This is a genomic window from Mesorhizobium sp. B2-4-12, assembly GCF_006441575.1.
GTDB lineage: Bacteria > Pseudomonadota > Alphaproteobacteria > Rhizobiales > Rhizobiaceae > Mesorhizobium.
The window spans coordinates 1-19,021 of the sequence record NZ_VFVC01000041.1 but is presented as its reverse complement, the minus strand read 5'-3'; the positions used below and the strand labels follow the sequence as shown (position 1 = coordinate 19,021).

The window sequence follows — 19,021 nt, the reverse complement described above, 5'->3', positions numbered from 1 at the left end:
GTGTCACCTCGATTCCTCTGGAGCCTTCACCATGCGTTACAATCAGCTTGGAAATACCGGGCTATTCGTCTCCGAACTCTGCCTCGGCACCATGACCTTCGGCGCCGCCGGCCAGAATGCCCAATGGGGCCTGATCGCCAGTCTCGACCAAAAGGGCGTCAACGAGATCGTCGGCCGCTCGCTCGCCGCCGGCGTCAACTTCTTCGACACGGCCGACGTCTATTCCTTCGGCGAGTCCGAAAAATTGTTCGGCCAGTCCCTCCGCGATCTCGGCGTCGCCAGGCAGAACGTGGTCATCGCCACCAAGGTGCATGGCCCCATGGGCGACGGCCCGAACCAGCGCGGCTCCTCGCGCGGCCACATCATGGACTCGGTCGACGCCAGCCTCGAACGGCTGCAGGTCGACCATATCGATCTCTACCAGTTGCACGGCACCGACGCGGTGACGCCGATCGACGAGACGCTGCGGGCACTGGACGATCTCGTCTCCAGCGGCAAGGTTCGCTATGTCGGCGTCTCCAACTGGGCAGCGTGGCGCATCGCCAAGGCGCTGGGCATCGCCGACCGCAAGGGCTTTGCCCGCTTCGAGACCATCCAGTCCTACTACTCGATCGCCGGCCGCGATCTCGAGCGCGAGATCGTGCCGCTGATCAATGAGGAGAAGCTCGGTCTGATGGTATGGTCGCCGTTGGCCGGTGGCCTGCTCTCCGGCAAATACGGGCCCGGCGCGCCCGGCAATGGCGAGGGTCGCCGCGCCTCGTTCAATTTCCCACCGGTCAACGAGGACCGCGCCTGGGCGGCTGTCGCCGCCATGCGCGAGATCGCTGGGAAGCATGCCGTCAGCGTCGCCACGGTGGCGCTCGGTTATGTCCTGGCCAAGCCGTTCGTGATGAGCGTCATCATCGGCGCCAGCCGCATGGACCAGCTCGAACAAAACCTTGCCGCGACCGAGGTGAAGCTTGACGCCGACGATCTCGCCCGTCTTGACGAAGTCAGCGCGCTGCCCGCCGAATATCCCGGCTGGATGATCGAGCGCCAGGGCGTCGGCCGCCGTCCGGCGCCGTTCACGCCGAAAGCATGAAGCAGTTGGGGCAGACGTCTCGGGAGCCGATCAGCTTCCGAGATCGCCTCAGGTCAACCTGACGCTCTCTCCGAGAAAATCGAGAAAAGCCCGCACCCGTGCCGGCAGGTGCCGGCCCTGACCGACATAGACGGCGTGGGTGGCCTCCTGGTCTCCGGGATTGAAATCCTCCAGCAGCGGCACCAGCCGGCCGGCGGCGATATCGGCCGCCACATGCCAGCGTGCCAGCCTGGAGATGCCCGCCCCGGCCAGCGTCATCAGCCGCATCGCCTCGCCGTCGCTGACCAGCGTGTTGCCGGTGATCGGGATCATGACTGCGTTGCCGGCCGCGTCGAGGAATGGCCAGCCATCGATATGCCTGACGAAGCCGAAGCCCATGCGGTTGTGGCTGTCGAGATCGACCGGCGTCAGCGGCGTACCGTGCGCATCGAGATAGGATGGGGCCGCAACGACGACCCCCGGGCTCTGCCCAAGCTTGCGCGCCACCAGCCGTGATTCGCCGAGCGGGCCGGCCCGGATGGCGACGTCGGCGCGCTCTGCCATCAGGTCGATGACGCTGTCGGTCAGCACCAGATCGACCGAGATCTCGGAATAGCGTTCGAGGAAGCGCGGCAGCAGCGGGATCAGCCGGTGCACCCCGAAGGGCACGTAGGTGTTGACGCGCAGCCGCCCGCGCGGCGCGGCACCGGCCGCCGCTTCGCGCTCGGCCGCCGCCATGTCGGCCAGGATGCGCTGCCCGCTTTCGTGGAAGGCCGCTCCTTCCGGCGTCAGCAGCAGCTTGCGCGTCGAGCGGCTGACCAGTCTGGCCCCTAGCCGGGCCTCCAGCCGCGCGATCAGCTTACTGACCGCCGATGGCGTCATGCGCAATGCGCGGGCGGCCGCCGAGAAGCTGCCGGCCTCGACGACGCGCACAAATACTTCGATCTCGCCGGAGCGGTTGATATCGGGTCTCGCCATCTGTGAATCTATTTCACAGAAAATATGCCTTGGGCAAGTCTGGTTCACAGTGCGGGCCGATACGATCTTCCCGGTAGGGGCGCGGATTGGACAGGGCGCTCGTCGTCTTGGAAGTGGAAACCACCATGCCTCTTGCTCTTTACGCCCTCGCCGCCGGTGCCTTCGGCATCGGCGTCACGGAATTCGTCATCATGGGCCTGCTTATCGACGTCAGCAAAGACCTTGGCGTCTCGATCTCGGCCGCCGGCCAGCTCATTTCGGGCTACGCGCTGGGCGTCGTCATCGGCGCGCCCTTGCTGACCATCGCCACCGGCAACTGGCCCCGCAAGACGGTGCTCCTGGCGCTAATGGCCATCTTCACGCTTGGCAATCTCGCCTGCGCGCTGGCGCCCGATTACTGGACGCTGATGGGCGCCCGTATCATCACCGCCTTTGCCCATGGCACCTTCTTCGGCGTCGGCTCGGTGGTCGCCACCGGGCTCGTCGCGCCCAACAAGAAGGCCTCGGCGATCGCGCTGATGTTCACCGGCCTGACCATCGCCAATATTCTCGGCGTGCCCGTCGGCACCTGGCTCGGCCAGGCCTTTGGCTGGCGTGCGACCTTCTGGGCGGTGACCGCGGTCGGCCTCGCCGCCTTCGCCGTCATCTTGGTTCTGGTGCCGCGCAGCCAGGCGGCACCTGAAAAGAGCGGGCTTAGTGCCGACCTCGCCGTGCTGCGCCGCGCGCCCGTGCTGCTCGGCCTCGCGACCACGGTGCTCGGCTATGCCGGTGTCTTCGCCGTCTTCACCTACATCGCCCCTCTGCTCACCGAGATCAGCGGCTTCAAGGAAGCGGCGGTGTCGCCGATCCTGCTCGTCTTCGGCGGCGGCCTCATCGCCGGCAACCTCGCCGGGGGCAAGGTCGCCGACCGTTGGCTCGTGCCCGCGGTCCTGGGCAGCCTTGTGGTGCTGGCGCTGGTGCTGGCGACAATGAGCTTCGCCATTCACAGCCAGGTCATGGCCGTGATCTATGTCGGCCTGCTGGGTGCGGCCGCCTTCGCCACCGTGGCGCCGCTGCAAATGTGGGTGCTGGAGAAGGCGCAAGGCGCCGGCCAGAGCCTCGCCTCCTCCTTCAACATCGCAGCCTTCAATCTCGGCAATGCCTTGGGCGCCTGGCTGGGCGGCGCGGTCATCGCCCACGGCCTTGGCCTCGGTGCCCTCACCTGGGTGGCCGCGCTGCTGCCGCTTGGCGCCCTCGCCGTGGCCGCATTGGCGCTGCGCCTCGACCGCGCGCCGGCGCTCGGCGAGCCGGCTTCCGCCCGGCCGTGAGCCGGCAACCCTAATTTCGCTTTCGACGTCTCTCCCTACAGCATAAGGAGCAAGAAAATGGACTATCGACGTCTCGGCGCATCGGGCCTGAAGGTGCCGGCGCTTTCGTTCGGCGCGGGAACTTTTGGCGGCTCCGGGCCACTGTTCGGCGCCTGGGGCAACAGCGATGCCAGGGAAGCGCGGCGGCTTATCGACATCTGCTTGGACGCCGGTGTCAACCTGTTCGACAGCGCCGACGTCTATTCGAACGGCGCGTCGGAGCAAGTGCTCGGCGAAGCCATCAAGGGCCGCCGCGATGCGGTGCTGATCTCAACCAAGACCTCGCTGCCGACGGGCGACGGCCCGGCCGATTATGGCTCCTCGCGCTCGCGGCTGGTCAGATCGGTCGACGCCGCGCTGAAGCGCCTCGGCACCGACTACATCGACCTGTTGCAACTGCACGCTTTCGATGCAGGCACGCCGATCGAGGAGGTGCTGTCGACGCTCGACGACCTCGTGCGCGCCGGCAAACTGCGCTATGTCGGCGTCTCCAATTTCTCCGGCTGGCAAGTGATGAAGTCGCTTGGGCTCGCCGACAGGCACGGCTACCCGCGCTACGTCGCGCATCAGGTCTATTATTCGCTGCTTGGCCGCGACTATGAATGGGAGCTGATGCCGCTTGGACTCGACCAGGACGTCGGTGCGCTGGTGTGGAGCCCGCTCGGCTGGGGCCGCCTGACCGGCAAGATCCGCCGTGGCCAACCTCTGCCGGAAAAGAGCCGGCTGCACGATACGGCGAGCTTCGGCCCGCCTGTCGAGGATGAACATCTGTATAAAGTGGTCGACGCGCTCGATGCCGTTGCCGCGGAGACCGGCAAGACCGTGCCGCAGATCGCCATCAATTGGCTGCTGCAGCGCCCGACCGTGTCATCCGTCATCATCGGCGCCCGCAACGAGGAGCAATTGCGCCAAAACCTCGGTGCCATCGGCTGGACGCTGACGCCGGAGCAGATGAAGAAGCTTGATGCGGCCAGCGAGGTCACCACACCCTATCCGTATTTCCCTTACCGGCGTCAGGAAGGATTTGCCCGGCTCAACCCGCCGGCGGTGTGAAGCCGGCGCCTGAACTGCCAATCTCCCCCCTTGCGGGGGAGATGGCCGGCAGGCCAGAGGGGGGTGTGAAGAAACGCGACGATGACCAGAACCGCCAACTGCGGGCGGCTTCATGGCATGTTGGCGGGACAGCACCCCCCTCTGGCCTGCCGGGCATCTCCCCCTCAAGAGGGGAGATTACCTCGTTCAATGCAGCACGAACTCGCCATCCACCTTGCGCCACTCGTTCGGCGCGATCAGCTTCTGGTGCGTGTAGACCACCGAATGCAGCGGCCCGTCGAGCCTCGCCTTCCAGAACTCGATGAACTTGATCAGTACCGGAAACTGCGGAGCGATATCGTAGTCCTGCCAGATGAAGCTCTGCAACAGATGCGGATGGTCGGGGAAGTGATAGAGAATCTTGGCCGTGGTCAGGCCGTAGCCCTTGAGCATCAGGTCCATTTCGCCATGGTCGCGCATTGCGGTCCTCAGGTTGATTCTCCTTCCTCCCAACGCTGAATTGTGCGCGTGGTTGCTTAACTGTCTATTGATTTTCGTAGACCATGACGGCCTTTTCCTCCACGAAAGCATGTGCTTAGCAGCGATGCTCCGGGAGTGCTGACAGCGTTTTGCGCAGCCGCTGCGGCATCGCGCCACGCGAATCCAACGTCTAATGTTGCCGTCTTCGCGGAACTGTTAATAATGCGCGCGAATTCGCGGCCGCTTCGCCGCGATCCCGCTGGCCGCCAAGCCAGCGGTTTGGTTTCGGGAGGAAAGCGAAGACATGTCCGAGGCAAAGATCCATCGCGTGCAGCCGGCGTGGAAGAAGAACGCGCTGATCGACAACGACACCTACCTCAAATGGTATGCCGACAGCGTCAAGAACCCGGACAAGTTCTGGGGCAAGCACGGCAAGCGCATCGATTGGTTCAAGCCCTTCACCAAGGTCAAGAACACCTCCTTCGACGGCAAGGTCTCGATCAAGTGGTTCGAGGACGGGTTGATCAACGTCTCCTACAATTGCATCGACCGCCACCTGAAGAAGCGCGGCAATCAGACCGCCATCATCTGGGAAGGCGACAACCCTTACGACGACAAGAAGATCACCTACAACGAGCTTTACGAGCATGTGTGCCGGCTCGCCAACGTGATGAAGAAGCACGGCGTCAAGAAGGGCGACCGCGTCACCATCTACATGCCGATGATCCCGGAAGCGGCCTATGCGATGCTGGCCTGCACCCGGCTGGGCGCCATCCATTCGATCGTCTTCGGCGGCTTTTCGCCGGACGCGCTGGCCGGCCGCATCGTCGACTGCGAATCGACCTTCGTCATCACCGCCGACGAGGGCCTGCGCGGCGGCAAGCCGATCCCGTTGAAGGAGAACACCGACAAGGCGATCGACATCGCTGCCAAGCACGATGTGACAGTGAACAACGTAATCGTCGTGCGCCGCACCGGCGGCAAGATCGGCTGGGCGCCGGGCCGCGACCGCTGGTACCACGACGAGATCGCGACGGTTAAGCCCGACTGCAAGCCGGAAAAGATGAAGGCGGAGGACCCGCTGTTCATCCTCTACACCTCCGGCTCGACCGGCAAGCCGAAGGGCGTGCTGCACACCACCGCCGGCTATCTCGTGTATGCCTCGATGACGCACCAATATGTCTTCGATTACCATGACGGCGACATCTACTGGTGCACCGCCGATGTCGGCTGGGTCACCGGCCACAGCTACATCGTCTATGGACCGCTCGCCAATGGCGCCACCACGTTGATGTTCGAGGGCGTGCCCAACTATCCCTCGCAGTCCCGCTTCTGGGAGGTCATCGACAAGCACAAGGTCAACATCTTCTACACCGCGCCGACGGCGCTACGTGCGTTGATGGGCGCCGGCGACGATCCGGTGAAGAAGACCTCACGCAAGTCGCTGCGCGTGCTTGGCTCGGTCGGCGAGCCGATCAATCCGGAAGCCTGGGAGTGGTATTTCAACGTCGTCGGCAACGGCAAGGTGCCGATCGTCGATACATGGTGGCAGACCGAGACCGGCGGCATCCTGATCACGCCGCTGCCCGGCGCCACCGACCTCAAGGCAGGCTCGGCGACCCGGCCCTTCTTCGGCGTCAAGCCGCAGCTGGTCGACGGCGAAGGCAAGGTGCTGGAAGGAGCCGCCGACGGCAACCTCTGCATCACCGATTCCTGGCCCGGCCAGATGCGCACCGTCTATGGCGACCACGACCGCTTCGTGCAGACCTATTTTTCCACCTACAAGGGAAAATACTTCACCGGTGACGGCTGTCGCCGCGACGCCGACGGCTATTACTGGATCACCGGCCGCGTCGACGACGTCATCAACGTCTCCGGTCACCGCATGGGCACGGCCGAGGTCGAATCGGCGCTGGTCAGCCATGAGAAGGTCTCGGAGGCCGCCGTCGTCGGCTACCCGCACGACATCAAGGGCCAGGGCATCTACAGCTACGTCACCTTGATGAAGGGCATTGAGCCTACCGAAGAGTTGCGCAAGGATCTCATCGCCCATGTCCGCAAGGAGATCGGCGCCATCGCCTCGCCCGACAAGATCCAGTTCGCGCCGGGCCTGCCCAAGACACGCTCGGGTAAGATCATGCGCCGCATCCTGCGCAAGATCGCCGAGGACGATTTTGCCGCCCTTGGCGACACCTCGACGCTCGCCGATCCGGCCGTCGTCGACGATCTCGTCGCCAACCGGCAGAACAGGAAAGGCTGAGACGAGCCATGGCCGCGATCGGCAGGGTTGCCGAACTCTGGCGCTATCCGGCGAGCTCGCTCGCCGGCGAACGCCTGCAAGCGATCGCGGTCGGCACCGACAGCATCGACGGCGACCGCATGTTCGGTCTGGTCGATGCCGCCGACAATGAGATCGCCCGGCCCGACCGCGAGGCGAAATGGCACAAGGTGCCGCGCATCCGCGCCCGGCTGACCGGTGACCGCAAGCTCGAGATCGCCATTCCCGGCGGCGACTGGCTGGCGGCACCGGGCACGGAAAGCGATGCTGCCGTTTCGGCCTATCTCGGCTTCGCGGCCTCGATCCGGCCGTTCGGCCCGCAGAACGCGCCGCCCGCCTACGCCGGTCCGCTCACGCAAGCGCGCTACAACAAGGCGCCCATCCATCTTTTGACCACGGCTTCGCTGGCGCGCCTGAAGGCGCTGCATCCGGAGGGAACGCCAGATGCGCGCCGCTTCCGCCCCAACGTCATCGTCGACATGGCGGCGGTCGAAGGCTCATTTCCGGAGACGGAGTGGATCGGCCGCAAGCTTGCGATCGGCGATCTGCTCTTGACCATCTCCGAGCCCTGCCGCCGTTGCGGCTTCACCATCATTGCCCAGGATGGCTTCGACAACGATCCCGGCATCCTGCGCAACCTGGTCCGCCACAACGCCCACAATCTGGGCGTCTACTGCACGGTCGACCAGCCGGCCAGCGTCGAGATCGGCGCGACGATGCGGTTCGTCTAGCTGGCGGCATGGTCTCCGCAGGCGTTGCGCCGTCGAAAATCTCGTCGCGCAGCCTGTAATACGCGTGACAGAAAACGGCGCCATACAGGGCCCGGCGCGACCCCACCTTGTCGCTTTCGCCAATTTCAAATCCCACCGATCGGAGTACCGATGACTTCCCTGCCCATCCTTGGCGCCGCCATGACCCTGGACGACCTCGAAATCCATCGCGCCTGGCTTCTCGAAAAGCAGCGCGACCTGGAATTGCAGAGCTTCACCAACGCCGATGTTCTCAACGGCGACTGGGCACCGCTCGCCGCCCGCGCCAAAAAGCTCCTCGACGGCCACCAGGGACGGCTCGGGATTCACGGGCCTTTCTGGGGCTTCGTCATCGCCTCGCAGGATCCCGATATTCGCGCCGTGGTCAGCAAACGTCTGATGCAAGGTCTTGATGTCTGCGCCCAAATCGGCGCGACGCAGATGGTCGTCCACAGCCCCTACACGACATGGTCCTACAACAATCTCGACAACAATCCCGGCGAGCGCGAAAAGATCGTCGAGCACTGCCACCTGACGCTGAGCGAAGCCGTCAGGCGGGCCGAGGACATCGGCTGCACCATGGTTCTCGAAAACATCGAGGACAGGGACCCGCATATCCGCGTGGCGTTGGCCGAAAGCTTCAAGTCCCCTGCCGTCGCCGTGTCGATCGACACCGGCCACGCCTATTATGCCCATGGTTCGACAGGTGCTCCGCCGGTCGACTACTATGTGCACGCCGCCGGCAACCGCCTGCAGCATGTCCATCTGCAGGACGCCGACGGCTACGCCGATCGTCACTGGAGCCTCGGTGAGGGCACGATCCAGTGGCGTTCGGTCTTCGCCGCGCTGGCCAAACTCGAAGGCAATCCGCGTCTCATCATCGAGATCAAGGACAAGTCCAAGATCCCGGCGTCGGCGGCCTATCTCGCCTTGCTCGGTATCGCCGAGTGAGACGGCGGCGAGCGCCCAGGCGGCGCCCGCACTCTGTCGAGATCTCGACGTCGCCTGAGCCGCATCGGGATCGAGCGTGTCGGAGGTTATCGGTACAGATCCGCCCGCGTCGGCGGCAGGCCGCTCGGTCCGCGTACACGCTTGGTGGCGACGGTCTGGAAAATCTGCGCCGAGGCACGCTCGAAGGTGATGGAGCATCCGGTGAGATAGAGCAGCCAAAGCCTTGCCCTGGCCTCGCCCACCTCGGCAATGGCCTCGTCGAACCGCGCATGCAAGCGCTCGGCCCACAGCCTGCAGGTGCGGGCATAGTGCTCACGCAGATTTTCGACGTCGTAGACGAGGAAGCTATGCGCTTCGAGATTGCCGAGCGTCATGCCGATCGTGTCGAGCTCGCCGCCCGGAAAGATGTACTTGATCAGCGCCTTGTATTCCGGCCCTTTGCGCAGGGTCTTCTTCGGATCGCCCTTGCTGCGCCGCGTGATGGCGTGGTGCAGGTAGATACCGCCCGGCTTCAACAAGCGGTGGACGGTCGAGAAATAGGCGGCATGATTGGCGAGTCCCAGATGCTCGAACATGCCGATCGACGATATCTTGTCGAAGGTGCCGGAAAGCTCGGCATAGGATTTGATCTCGATGGTGATGCGGTCCTCAAGCCCCTCGGCCCGGATGCGCTCGCGCGCCAGCTTCGTCTGCTCTTCGGACAGCGACACGCCATGGCCGATGACGCCGTAATGCTTTGCGGCGTGGATCAGCATCGCCCCCCAGCCGCAACCGATGTCGAGCAGGCTTTCGCCCGGCTTTAGCCTCAGCTTGCGGCAGATATGATCGAGCTTGTCGATCTGCGCCTGGTCTATGCTGTTGGCAAAATCCGTGAAGTAGCCGCAGCTGTAGACCATGCGCTCGTCGAGGAAGAGCCGGTAGAAAGCATTCGATATATCGTAATGATGCTGTATCGCCTCCTTGTTCGACCCGCTGACATAAGGGTTGCGGCCGGACAAATCGGTCCGCGCCGTCATCTGCTTTCGCGAAAACAGCACGGCCGGCAGGTCCCGCAGAATCGCCAGCTTCGGCAGTGATCTGAGCCTTGTCTTCAACTTGCCTTGCGAAGGCAGGGAGTAGAAGTCGAACAGCGACCCATCCTCGACGTCGACCGCCTTGGATATCCACATCTCCACCAGCGTCGAAAAGCTGGGGCGTCGGACCATCTGCCAGACGATATCCTGGTCGTTGATGGCAAGCACGGGCCCCGTCGCCGGGCCGATCCGCTCACCGGTCCACAGCCTGACCGCGAAACCAGGCTTCAGCGTCTCGACGACACTTCGCACGATCCGTGCGGCTCTGTCGGCAGCGTCCATCTCCACCTCCCATGCATCGAATATCGCCCTGATCCCGAATTGCACTGTCGTCCAATCGGTCCGCGGACTGCAATCCCTATCTGTTGCGCAAAAACATCGCGCCAGACGATTTCCCGGGTGGGGTTCGGCCATTCCGTTGCGGCACCTTGCCATTTGCTGCGACGCACCCCATCATTAGGGCGTGTTCAACAAATCGAAAGGAGGTGATCCGATGTCGAGTGATTTCGTTTTCCAGAACGTGGCCTCAGCGGATTGCACTTTCGGGAAGCAGTCTTCCCGTTAAGGCGCGAGATGCGCGGCGGGTGACCCGAAGGGGTTGCCGCCACAGGCCGCGCCACGGACGGAAACACGGAAGGCCGCCGGCTTCGCACGAAGCGGCGGCCTTTTCCTTTTGGGGCCTGTTGCAAGCTGCCCGGTTCAGCACACTCTAATGGCAAGAGCCCTGTCGCAGGCATCTGTCTCGATGACGCGCCTGGTCCTATCTGGTCAGCGCGCCGGAGCGGAGCGTGCTTAAGTACGTGAGCACCGGAGGCGCAGGAAGCTGCCGTTTGCAGGCCGGCATCACCTGAATATCGACGGCCCTTAGGCCAGCATCTGCGCGCTGACCGTCCTGTCGATGCGGTGATTGGGCGGATTGAACAGCCTGCCTTCCTGTTCATAGGTCCAGACCTTGAACAGGGTCAGCCGGTGCGGGCCGAAGCTGTGCAACAGAGGCACGTCCGTGGCGTCGCGCCCGCGCGCGATGACGACGCGGCCGATCCTGGGCCGATTGTGGCGCGGATCGAACGTGTACCACTTGCCGTCGAGGAACACTTCCATCCAGGCCGAGAAGTCCATCGGCGCCGGATCGGCTGGCACGCCGATATCGCCGAGATAGCCGTTCACATAGCGCGCCGGAATGTTCATGCAGCGGCATAGCGTGATCGCCAGATGGGCGAAGTCGCGGCACACCCCGACCCGTTCCTCATGCGCCTGCGCCGCCGTGCGGGTCGACCGCGCGTAGCCATAGCCGAACGACAGACGGTTGTGGACATAGTCGACGATCGCCTGCACCCGCGCCCAGCCGGATGGAAGATGGCCAAACCGTTGCCAGGCGAGATCGCTCAAATGATCGGTCTCGCAGTAGCGGCTGCCGAGGAGATAACCGAGCACCTCGTCGGGCAATTCGGCCACCGGCATTTCCCTGGCCAGCGTGTTGACCTCGTCCGTCTCGCCGTTGTCCTCGATCACGGCGTCATAGAGGATGCGAAAAGTACCGGCAGGCGCGGTGAAGCGGCGGCAGTTATTGCCGTGCAAATCCTGGTAGAGCCTGGTCGGCACCGAGGGCGAGGTCAGCACGCGCGTTTGCCGCTTGATGTCGGCCTGCCTGTCCTTGTGGATCTCGAGCAATGAAATCACGGGAGTGGCCTCGGCGCATTCAATGGCGATCTCGTAGCCGAGGCGGATCAGCATGGGCGTCGTCCCTTGGGTCGCATGGTGGGGATGTGGGATTGCAACGTCGGACGGTGGCGGTGGTTCCCCGCATTGCCGCGAAATATGCCTGTGCGCCTTTCCATGTCCGCGCCTGGACGTTACGGTTGCGCCCTCCCTCGACGCCCCCCGGATTTCAAGGAAAATCATGTTTGCTGGCAGAAAATTCGCCGCCTTCCTCTTCGACATGGACGGCACACTCATCAATTCCATTGCGTCGGCGGAGCGGGTGTGGAGCGATTGGGCGCGCCGACAGGGCCTCGACGTCACCGCCTTCCTGCCGACGATCCATGGCGTGCGGGCGATCGAGACCATCACCGGCCTTGCCCTCCCAGGCATTGATCCGGCGCATGAGGCGGATCTGCTGCTGAAGGCCGAGGCCGCCGATCTGGACGGCATTGTCCCGATCGCCGGCGCAGTGGCGTTCCTCAATTCGCTGCCGAGCGAAAGCTGGGCGATCGTGACCTCCGCGCCGCGCGAACTGGCGCTGCTGCGGATGAAGGCCGCCGGCATTCCGGTTCCCGCCATCCTCGTCGCCGCGGAAAATGTTTCGCGTGGCAAGCCGGCGCCGGACTGCTTCCTGCTGGGTGCCGAACGGCTCGGCGTCGATGCGCGCGACTGCCTTGTGTTCGAGGATGCTCCGGCCGGCATCGCGGCGGCCGAGGCTGCGGATGCCGCGGTCATGGTGATCAACGCCACGCACCGGCATCCCATGGCAACGCGGCACGCGTCGATCGCAGGCTACGACACGATCGGCATCACCATCGACGAACGCGGCTGGATCGCACTTGAGGCGCAGCGCAGCGCCGCCTAGGCCGGTTTCTAGAAGTCGCTGGTCAGGCCCTTGACCTCCCAGTCGCCGTAGCGGCCAGGTTCCTTGCCGCCGCGGCCGCCGATCTCCTTCGGCATGGCGGCTTCCTTCTTGCGATAATCCTGACGCCGCGCCTCGGCTTCGGCCAGCGCGCGGCGGGCGGCGGGCGTCAACTCCTTTGGCAGCGCGCCGTCATCCGAGCCGGCGGCGGGCGTTTTACTGGTCTCGTCGTTCATGGATATTTCCAAGCGGATTGAAACAGGGGCAGGCGTTTCCCATCATATAGCGATGAGCCTAGGACTATCGACCCCCTTTCATCACCAGCCTGACAGGAGCAGACGATGAACACTTTGCGCACCGCGATGCTTCTGGCCGCCATGACGGCCCTGTTCATGGGCGTCGGCTTCCTGATCGGCGGTTCGGGCGGCATGATGATCGCTTTGCTGATCGCCGCCGGCACCAATCTGTTCAGCTATTGGAATGCCGACAAGATGGTGCTGTCGATGAACCATGCCGTCGAGGTCGACGAGAAGAACGCGCCGGAATATTACGCCATTGTCCAGGCCTTGGCCAAGCAAGCCGGCTTACCGATGCCTAGGACCTATCTGATCGACAGCCCGCAGCCGAATGCGTTTGCCACCGGCCGCAACCCACAGAATGCGGCGGTCGCCGCCTCGACCGGCCTGCTGCAGCGGCTGACGCATGAAGAGGTCGCCGCCGTGATGGCGCACGAACTCGCCCATGTGCAGCATCGTGACACGCTGACCATGACCATCGTAGCGACGTTTGCCGGTGCAATCTCGATGCTGGGCAATTTCGCCTTTTTCCTCGGCGGCAATCGCGACAACAACAACCCGTTCGGCTTTGTCGGCGTCCTTGCAGCGATGATCGTGGCGCCCTTCGCCGCCATGATCGTGCAGATGGCGGTCAGCCGCACCCGCGAATACGAAGCCGACCGGCGCGGCGCCGAAATCTGTGGACACCCGCTGTGGCTGGCCTCAGCGCTTGACAAGATTGCCCGCGGGGCCGAACGCATTCCCAACTCCGATGCCGAGCGCAACCCGGCGATGGCGCATCTCTTCATCATCAACCCCCTGCATGGCGAGCGCATGGACAGTCTGTTCTCCACCCATCCGAGCACCGAGAACCGCATCGCTGCCTTGCAGGCGATGGCGCGCGAAATGGGCGACGGCGCATCCCAGGCCACACAGCGCCAGGCGCCGGCGCAGGCCGACGAGCAGCAGCAAGCCGGACCGTGGGGCAAGCGGGCCACCCCAGAACCGGCTACGGAGCCAAGCCCGGGGAAACCCAATCCATGGGGTCGCAATCCGACCGGGCCCAAGGGCCGGTGGTCGTGAGCGTGGCGGGCAGACCTCGACGCACCGTTTCAGGCGATCAGGAACACAATGCCGGCGGCGAATTCGTTGCCGGCCTCGCCGCGCGCAAGGCGGCGGCGCGGCTGCTTGCCGCCGTCATCGACGCCAGGACGCCGCTAGACGGGCTGACCGATCACGAGAACGGCCACCCGCAATACAAGGCGCTCGATTTGCGTGACCGGGGCCTGGTGCGCGCTATCCTTGTCACGGCGCTGCGCTATCGTATGACCATTGCCGGACTGCTGGCGCGCCGCCTGGAGAAGCCGCTGCCGCCAAACGCCACCGCGCTGTCGCACATCTTGAATGTAGCGGCGGCGCAGATCCTGTTCCTCGATATTCCAGACAGCGCAGCCGTCGACCTCGCGGTGACGCACGCCAAGTCCGATCCGCGCACACAGCGCTTTTCCGGCCTGGTGAATGGCGTTCTGCGTACCCTGGCGCGCGCCAAGGAAACCGAATTGCCGGCCGCTCTCGCCGCCACCGACGAAGCACCGAAATGGTTTTCCGACCGTCTGAAGGCCGCCTATGGCGTGGACAAGGCCAGGCAGATCCTCGCGGCCCACCGCTACGAGGCGCCCGTCGATTTCACGGTCAAGGCCGAGCCCGAACCCTGGGCCGAAAAGCTCGGCGGTATCGTCCTGCCGACCGGCACGGTGCGGGTGGAAAAACTCAGCGCATCCGTCACCGAACTGCCCGGCTTTGAAGCAGGCGCATGGTGGGTTCAGGATGCCGCCGCCAGCCTGCCCGCGCGGCTGTTCGGTGATGTCACCGGCCTCAGCGTCGCCGACCTCTGCGCCGCGCCCGGCGGCAAGACCGCGCAGTTGATCCTGGCCGGCGCCAGGGTCACCGCTGTCGACACCTCGAAGAACCGGCTGGCGCGGCTGGCGCAGAATCTCGATCGTCTCGGGCTCACCGCGGAACTTGTCCAGGCTGACCTGCTCAACTACGAGCCAAGGGAATTGTTCGACGCCGTGCTGCTCGACGCGCCATGCTCCTCGACCGGTACGGTACGCCGGCATCCCGACGTGCCCTGGACCAAAACCACGGCCGACGTCGAAAAGCTCGCCGACCTGCAGCGCAGGCTGCTCGCCCGCGCCGTCACCTTGGTGAAACCGGGCGGCAGGATCGTCTTTTCCAACTGTTCGCTCGACCCGCTCGAAGGCGAAGAGCTCTATCGCGCTTTCCTCAGAGAGACGCCGACGGTCGTCGACGATCCGCTGCGGCAGGGCGAGATCGCCGGCATCGATTCGTTCCTGACGGCGCAAGGCACGTTGCGCACAACGCCCGCCGATCTCGACCTCGGCGCGCCGGAGCGCTCGGGCCTGGATGGTTTCTTCGCCGCGCGCATGCGTAGAGCCGGCTAATGCATTTTGCTGACTTTTTAGGGAGAGCCTGGGTAAAACCGGGTGAACCGCAGCCGTTCCCGGGAATTCGCCTTCGCACGTCTCGTTCAATCATGTAAACTCGTGCTTGGGGTTGAGGACGACCAGGAGGGCTTTTGGCACTTGCTGCCGGCAACACGACGCGTCTGTGGACGCTGGTCGCGAAGGAGTTCTGGCGCAAGACGCGTCGACGCCTGCGCGCCGGGCCGGTCTATCGCTGGCGCTATTCCGGCCGCACGCCGGAACGTGTTCTGATCGCGCCACCGGACCTGCGCCTCGCCGACCCGCAGATCGCGCTCGAGATATATTACGGCCGCTATCCCTTGTCCGGGCATCTGGTCGAGACCGGCGGCAAGTCGCCGTTCCAGATCAACGTGCCCAACCACGGCTGGCAGAAGACTTTGCATGGCTTTCGCTGGCTGCGCCACATGCGGGCCGCCGGCACCGAGCTTGCCGCCGCCAATGCCCGCGCCCTGGTTTCCGACTGGATCGCCATGCATGGCAGCCATATTGCCGGCGTTGCCTGGGAGCCCGGGACGGCGGCCAAGCGCATCATCGCCTGGCTGCAACATTCTTCCGTCGTGCTGCAGGGTGCCGAGTTTCCCTTCTATCGCGCCTTCCTGAAATCGCTGGCCATGCAGATCCGCTATCTCAGGTCGATGGCGCGCGAAATGCCCGACGGCAAGGATCGGCTGCGTGCCCGCATCGCATTGGCCTTCGCGGCACTCTCGCTGCCGGCGCCGGCCTCGGCGCTGCGCGGCGCCACCCGCAACCTGGCCGAGGAACTCAACCGTCAGATTCTCGCCGATGGCGGCCATATCTCACGCAATCCGATGACGGTGCTGGAAATCCTCGCCGATCTCTTGCCGCTGCGCCAGACCTACGCCAACCAGGCGGAAGCGCCGCCGCAGGCGCTGATCGGTGCCATCGACCGCATGCTGCCGGCGCTGCGCTTCTTCCGCCATCAGGATGGCAGCCTCGCCCGCTTCAACGGCATGGGCGCCACCATCCACGACCGCATCGCCACCATCCTTCGTCACGACGACACCGCCGGCGCGCCGCTGCTGCATGCACCGCATTCGGGCTATGAGCGCCTGTCGATGGGCGGCACCACCGTCATTGCCGACACTGGCCTGCCGCCGCCGGTCGACGTGTCCAACGCGGCACACGCCGGCTGTCTTGCCTTCGAATTGTCGTCCGGCCGCCAGCACTTCATCGTCAATGCCGGCATCGATACCTATGGCGCCGCCGAGTTCCGGCCTTTGGCGCGCGCCACCGCCGCGCACTCCACCGCCACCATCAACGACACCTCGTCGGCTCGCTTCAGCCATTCGCTGCGGGTGAACGACCTGCTCGGTTCGCCGCTGATTGGCGGCCCGCAGCTTGTGCAATGCAAGCGCACCGACCAGAAGGGCGTTCATGGCTTCATCGCCCGCCATGACGGCTATGTCCAGCGTTTCGGCTTCCTGCATGAGCGCGAGCTGAAGCTGTCGTCGAACGGCGATGTGCTGTCTGGCAGGGATCGGTTCCAGCGGCCCGGCAATGCCGCGATCCGCAACAATGGCCGTGACTTCATCACCGTGCGCTTCCATGTCCATCCCGACATCAACCTGCTGCAGGACGAGCACGACCGCCTGGTGCTGGCCGCCGACCAGGCCGACACTTGGGTGTTCACGTCAAGCGAGGTGGTGCCCGAAGTCGAGGAATCGATCTATTTCGCCGGCCTTGGCGGGCCGCGCCGAAGCCGGCAGATCGTGCTCGCCTTCAAGGCCTCGGATGTGTCCGAGATCCACTGGCAGCTGACGCGCACCCGCATCGCCGGCTACGCCGAAAACAACTGACCGGGCTGGCCGCCACTGAGCTTGGCGCTTGATTTCCTGATGTCATATGCTACGGCGCGGGCTTGCCCCTCCAGCCGTGAAAGGCCGCGCCCATGGCCATCGCCGCCAAGAACATCCCCGCGCCGGACCTCGTTCCCGTCCGGCGCGCTTTGCTCTCCGTTTTCGACAAGACCGGCCTGATCGATTTCGCCAGGGCATTGGCGGCGGCCGGTGTCGAGCTGGTCTCGACCGGCGGCACCGCCAAGGCGATCGCCGAGGCCGGCATGACGGTGCGCGACGTCTCCGAACTCACCGGCTTTCCCGAGATCATGGACGGCCGTGTCAAGACGCTGCATCCTTCCGTGCACGGCGCGCTGCTCGGCGTGCGCGACGATCCCGAACATGCCGCGGCGATGCGCAAATACGGCATCGAGCCGATCGACCTCGTCGTCTCCAATCTCTATCCGTTCGAGGAGGTCCGCCGCTCGGGTGCCGACTATGCCGCGATCGTCGAGAACGTCGACATTGGCGGCCCGGCGATGATCCGCGCCTCGGCCAAGAACCACGCCTATGTCGCTATCGTCACTGATCCCAGCGATTATGCCTCGGTGCTGAACGCGCTGGAGATGAACATCGGCTCGCTGTCGCTGGATTTCCGCAAGAAGCTGGCGGCCAAGGCCTTTGCCCGCACCGCCAGCTATGACGCGGCGATCTCCGGCTGGTTCGCCGAGGCGCTGGTCATCGAGCATCCGACATGGCGCGCCTTCGGCGGCAGGCTGGCCGAGGTGATGCGCTACGGCGAGAACCCGCACCAGGTCGCCGGCTTCTATCTCAATGGCGACAAGCGGCCGGGCGTCGCCACGGCGCGCCAGCTGCAGGGCAAGCAGCTCTCCTACAACAACATCAACGACACCGACGCGGCCTTCGAACTGGCCGGCGAATTCGACCCGGCACGGTCCGCCGCGGTGGCGATCATCAAGCATGCCAACCCCTGCGGTGTCGCGGAGAGCGCGTCGCTGAGGGCAGCCTATGCCAAGGCGCTGGCCTGCGATCCGGTCTCCGCCTTTGGCGGCATCGTCGCCATGAATCGCACCCTCAATGCCGAAGCCGCCGAGGAGATCGTGAAAACCTTCACCGAGGTGATCATAGCGCCCGATGCGACCGACGAGGCGGCGGCGATCGTCGCGGCGAAGAAGAACCTGCGCCTGCTGGTCACCGGCGGCCTGCCGGATCCGCGGACGGCGGGCACGATGGTCAAATCCGTAGCCGGCGGACTGCTCGTCCAGGGCCGCGACAATGCCGTGGTCGACGACCTCGAGCTGAAGGTGGTGACTAGGCGCGCGCCGACCCCGGCCGAAATGGCCGACCTCAAATTCGCCTTCCGCGTCGCCAAGCACGTCAAGTCGAACGCCATTGTCTATGCCAGGGACGGCGCGACCGTCGGCATCGGCGCCGGCCAGATGAGCCGGGTCGATTCTTCACGCATCGCCGCCCGCAAGGCGCTCGACGCGGCGGAAACGGCTGGTCTTTCGGAGCCGCTGACCAGGGGCTCGGTCGTCGCTTCGGACGCGTTCTTCCCCTTCGCCGACGGCTTGCTGTCGGCGATCGAAGCCGGCGCCACCGCCGTCATCCAGCCCGGCGGCTCGATGCGCGATGATGACGTCATCGCCGCCGCCGACGAACACGGCATCGCCATGGTGTTTACGGGCGTGCGGCATTTCAGGCATTGAGCGCCTTGCCCTCCCCCTTGTGGGGAGGGTCGGCGAACGATTTTGCGAAGCAAAACTCGTGAGACGGGGTGGGGCAGCGCCGACCCCCATCCCGCTCCGCTTCGCGGATCGACCCTCCCCACAAGGGGCTAGCGTGCGCACACATCTGCTTCGGAGGGGTGTCAAGGGACGTATTGGCCGGGCGGCAGATGGGGCTTGAAGGG

General features: G+C 64.8%; 16 protein-coding genes. 11 read left to right on the top strand and 5 right to left on the bottom strand.

Annotated features, from left to right (window positions below; genetic code table 11):
- Nucleotides 1-31: 31 nt before the first annotated feature.
- Complete coding sequence (locus tag FJ934_RS21540; RefSeq protein ID WP_140612212.1) at nucleotides 32-1,081, top strand: aldo/keto reductase; 1,050 nt, start codon at nucleotides 32-34, stop codon at nucleotides 1,079-1,081.
- 48 nt (nucleotides 1,082-1,129) lie between these two features.
- Here FJ934_RS21540 and FJ934_RS21535 read toward each other — a convergent pair whose 3' ends face one another.
- Nucleotides 1,130-2,038: a LysR family transcriptional regulator gene (locus FJ934_RS21535; RefSeq protein ID WP_140612210.1), complete on the bottom strand. Its 909-nt coding sequence runs from the start codon at nucleotides 2,036-2,038 to the stop codon at nucleotides 1,130-1,132.
- 125 nt (nucleotides 2,039-2,163) lie between these two features.
- Here FJ934_RS21535 and FJ934_RS21530 point away from each other — a divergent pair, with 125 nt between their 5' ends.
- Entirely contained in the window at nucleotides 2,164-3,345 is a 1,182-nt protein-coding gene (locus tag FJ934_RS21530) for an MFS transporter (RefSeq protein WP_140612208.1), read from the top strand.
- A gap of 57 nt (nucleotides 3,346-3,402) precedes the next feature.
- Entirely contained in the window at nucleotides 3,403-4,437 is a 1,035-nt protein-coding gene (locus FJ934_RS21525) for an aldo/keto reductase (protein WP_140612206.1), read from the top strand.
- 186 nt (nucleotides 4,438-4,623) lie between these two features.
- Here FJ934_RS21525 and FJ934_RS21515 read toward each other — a convergent pair whose 3' ends face one another.
- Entirely contained in the window at nucleotides 4,624-4,896 is a 273-nt protein-coding gene (locus tag FJ934_RS21515) for an usg protein (RefSeq protein ID WP_140612202.1), read from the bottom strand.
- A 304-nt stretch (nucleotides 4,897-5,200) separates the two neighbouring features.
- Between FJ934_RS21515 and acs the strand changes: the two genes are divergently transcribed.
- The 3 genes from acs (at nucleotide 5,201) to FJ934_RS21500 (ending at nucleotide 8,874) form a co-directional block, all read left to right on the top strand.
- Entirely contained in the window at nucleotides 5,201-7,156 is a 1,956-nt protein-coding gene (gene acs / locus FJ934_RS21510) for an acetate--CoA ligase (protein WP_140612200.1), read from the top strand.
- An 8-nt stretch (nucleotides 7,157-7,164) separates the two neighbouring features.
- Entirely contained in the window at nucleotides 7,165-7,905 is a 741-nt protein-coding gene (locus FJ934_RS21505; RefSeq protein ID WP_140612198.1) for an MOSC domain-containing protein, read from the top strand.
- A gap of 150 nt (nucleotides 7,906-8,055) precedes the next feature.
- A complete protein-coding gene (locus FJ934_RS21500; RefSeq protein ID WP_140612196.1) occupies nucleotides 8,056-8,874 on the top strand; it encodes a sugar phosphate isomerase/epimerase family protein in 819 nt (272 codons plus the stop codon).
- Between the two features lie 86 nt (nucleotides 8,875-8,960).
- Here the strand turns inward: FJ934_RS21500 and FJ934_RS21495 are convergent, their stop codons facing one another.
- Together FJ934_RS21495 and FJ934_RS21490 are read right to left on the bottom strand one after the other, a co-directional pair.
- Complete coding sequence (locus FJ934_RS21495) at nucleotides 8,961-10,229, bottom strand: cyclopropane-fatty-acyl-phospholipid synthase family protein (RefSeq protein WP_140612194.1); 1,269 nt, start codon at nucleotides 10,227-10,229, stop codon at nucleotides 8,961-8,963.
- Between the two features lie 582 nt (nucleotides 10,230-10,811).
- Nucleotides 10,812-11,681: a transglutaminase family protein gene (locus FJ934_RS21490; RefSeq protein WP_140612192.1), complete on the bottom strand. Its 870-nt coding sequence runs from the start codon at nucleotides 11,679-11,681 to the stop codon at nucleotides 10,812-10,814.
- 166 nt (nucleotides 11,682-11,847) lie between these two features.
- Here FJ934_RS21490 and FJ934_RS21485 point away from each other — a divergent pair, with 166 nt between their 5' ends.
- Nucleotides 11,848-12,513, top strand: coding sequence for an HAD-IA family hydrolase (locus FJ934_RS21485; protein WP_140612190.1), 666 nt, complete (start codon nucleotides 11,848-11,850; stop codon nucleotides 12,511-12,513).
- An 8-nt stretch (nucleotides 12,514-12,521) separates the two neighbouring features.
- Here FJ934_RS21485 and FJ934_RS21480 read toward each other — a convergent pair whose 3' ends face one another.
- Nucleotides 12,522-12,746, bottom strand: a complete 225-nt coding sequence (locus FJ934_RS21480) for a DUF1674 domain-containing protein (protein WP_140612188.1) — start codon at nucleotides 12,744-12,746, stop codon at nucleotides 12,522-12,524.
- A 105-nt stretch (nucleotides 12,747-12,851) separates the two neighbouring features.
- Between FJ934_RS21480 and htpX the strand changes: the two genes are divergently transcribed.
- From htpX to purH, 4 genes are all read left to right on the top strand, one after another.
- Entirely contained in the window at nucleotides 12,852-13,868 is a 1,017-nt protein-coding gene (htpX, locus tag FJ934_RS21475; RefSeq protein WP_140612186.1) for a zinc metalloprotease HtpX, read from the top strand.
- Nucleotides 13,826-15,250, top strand: a complete 1,425-nt coding sequence (locus FJ934_RS21470; RefSeq protein WP_140612184.1) for an RsmB/NOP family class I SAM-dependent RNA methyltransferase — start codon at nucleotides 13,826-13,828, stop codon at nucleotides 15,248-15,250. The genes htpX and FJ934_RS21470 overlap by 43 nt, the downstream gene beginning before the upstream one ends.
- A gap of 134 nt (nucleotides 15,251-15,384) precedes the next feature.
- Nucleotides 15,385-17,109, top strand: a complete 1,725-nt coding sequence (locus tag FJ934_RS21465; RefSeq protein ID WP_140612182.1) for a heparinase II/III family protein — start codon at nucleotides 15,385-15,387, stop codon at nucleotides 17,107-17,109.
- Nucleotides 17,110-17,201: 92 nt separating this feature from the next.
- A complete protein-coding gene (purH, locus tag FJ934_RS21460) occupies nucleotides 17,202-18,818 on the top strand; it encodes a bifunctional phosphoribosylaminoimidazolecarboxamide formyltransferase/IMP cyclohydrolase (protein WP_140612180.1) in 1,617 nt (538 codons plus the stop codon).
- Nucleotides 18,819-19,021 lie beyond the last annotated feature (203 nt).

Excerpts from the sequence above, each read along its gene's own strand:
- acs (WP_140612200.1), top strand. The coding sequence starts at position 5,201 with ATGTCCGAGGCAAAGATCCATCGCGTGCAGCCGGCGTGGAAGAAGAAC.
- FJ934_RS21500 (WP_140612196.1), top strand. The coding sequence starts at position 8,056 with ATGACTTCCCTGCCCATCCTTGGCGCCGCCATGACCCTGGACGACCTC.
- htpX (WP_140612186.1), top strand. The coding sequence starts at position 12,852 with ATGAACACTTTGCGCACCGCGATGCTTCTGGCCGCCATGACGGCCCTG.
- FJ934_RS21525 (WP_140612206.1), top strand. The coding sequence starts at position 3,403 with ATGGACTATCGACGTCTCGGCGCATCGGGCCTGAAGGTGCCGGCGCTT.
- FJ934_RS21515 (WP_140612202.1), bottom strand. The coding sequence starts at position 4,896 with ATGCGCGACCATGGCGAAATGGACCTGATGCTCAAGGGCTACGGCCTG.
- FJ934_RS21495 (WP_140612194.1), bottom strand. The coding sequence starts at position 10,229 with ATGGACGCTGCCGACAGAGCCGCACGGATCGTGCGAAGTGTCGTCGAG.
- FJ934_RS21505 (WP_140612198.1), top strand. The coding sequence starts at position 7,165 with ATGGCCGCGATCGGCAGGGTTGCCGAACTCTGGCGCTATCCGGCGAGC.
- FJ934_RS21490 (WP_140612192.1), bottom strand. The coding sequence starts at position 11,681 with ATGCTGATCCGCCTCGGCTACGAGATCGCCATTGAATGCGCCGAGGCC.
- FJ934_RS21535 (WP_140612210.1), bottom strand. The coding sequence starts at position 2,038 with ATGGCGAGACCCGATATCAACCGCTCCGGCGAGATCGAAGTATTTGTG.
- FJ934_RS21530 (WP_140612208.1), top strand. The coding sequence starts at position 2,164 with ATGCCTCTTGCTCTTTACGCCCTCGCCGCCGGTGCCTTCGGCATCGGC.
- purH (WP_140612180.1), top strand. The coding sequence starts at position 17,202 with ATGGCCATCGCCGCCAAGAACATCCCCGCGCCGGACCTCGTTCCCGTC.
- FJ934_RS21470 (WP_140612184.1), top strand. The coding sequence starts at position 13,826 with ATGGGGTCGCAATCCGACCGGGCCCAAGGGCCGGTGGTCGTGAGCGTG.
- FJ934_RS21540 (WP_140612212.1), top strand. The coding sequence starts at position 32 with ATGCGTTACAATCAGCTTGGAAATACCGGGCTATTCGTCTCCGAACTC.
- FJ934_RS21480 (WP_140612188.1), bottom strand. The coding sequence starts at position 12,746 with ATGAACGACGAGACCAGTAAAACGCCCGCCGCCGGCTCGGATGACGGC.
- FJ934_RS21485 (WP_140612190.1), top strand. The coding sequence starts at position 11,848 with ATGTTTGCTGGCAGAAAATTCGCCGCCTTCCTCTTCGACATGGACGGC.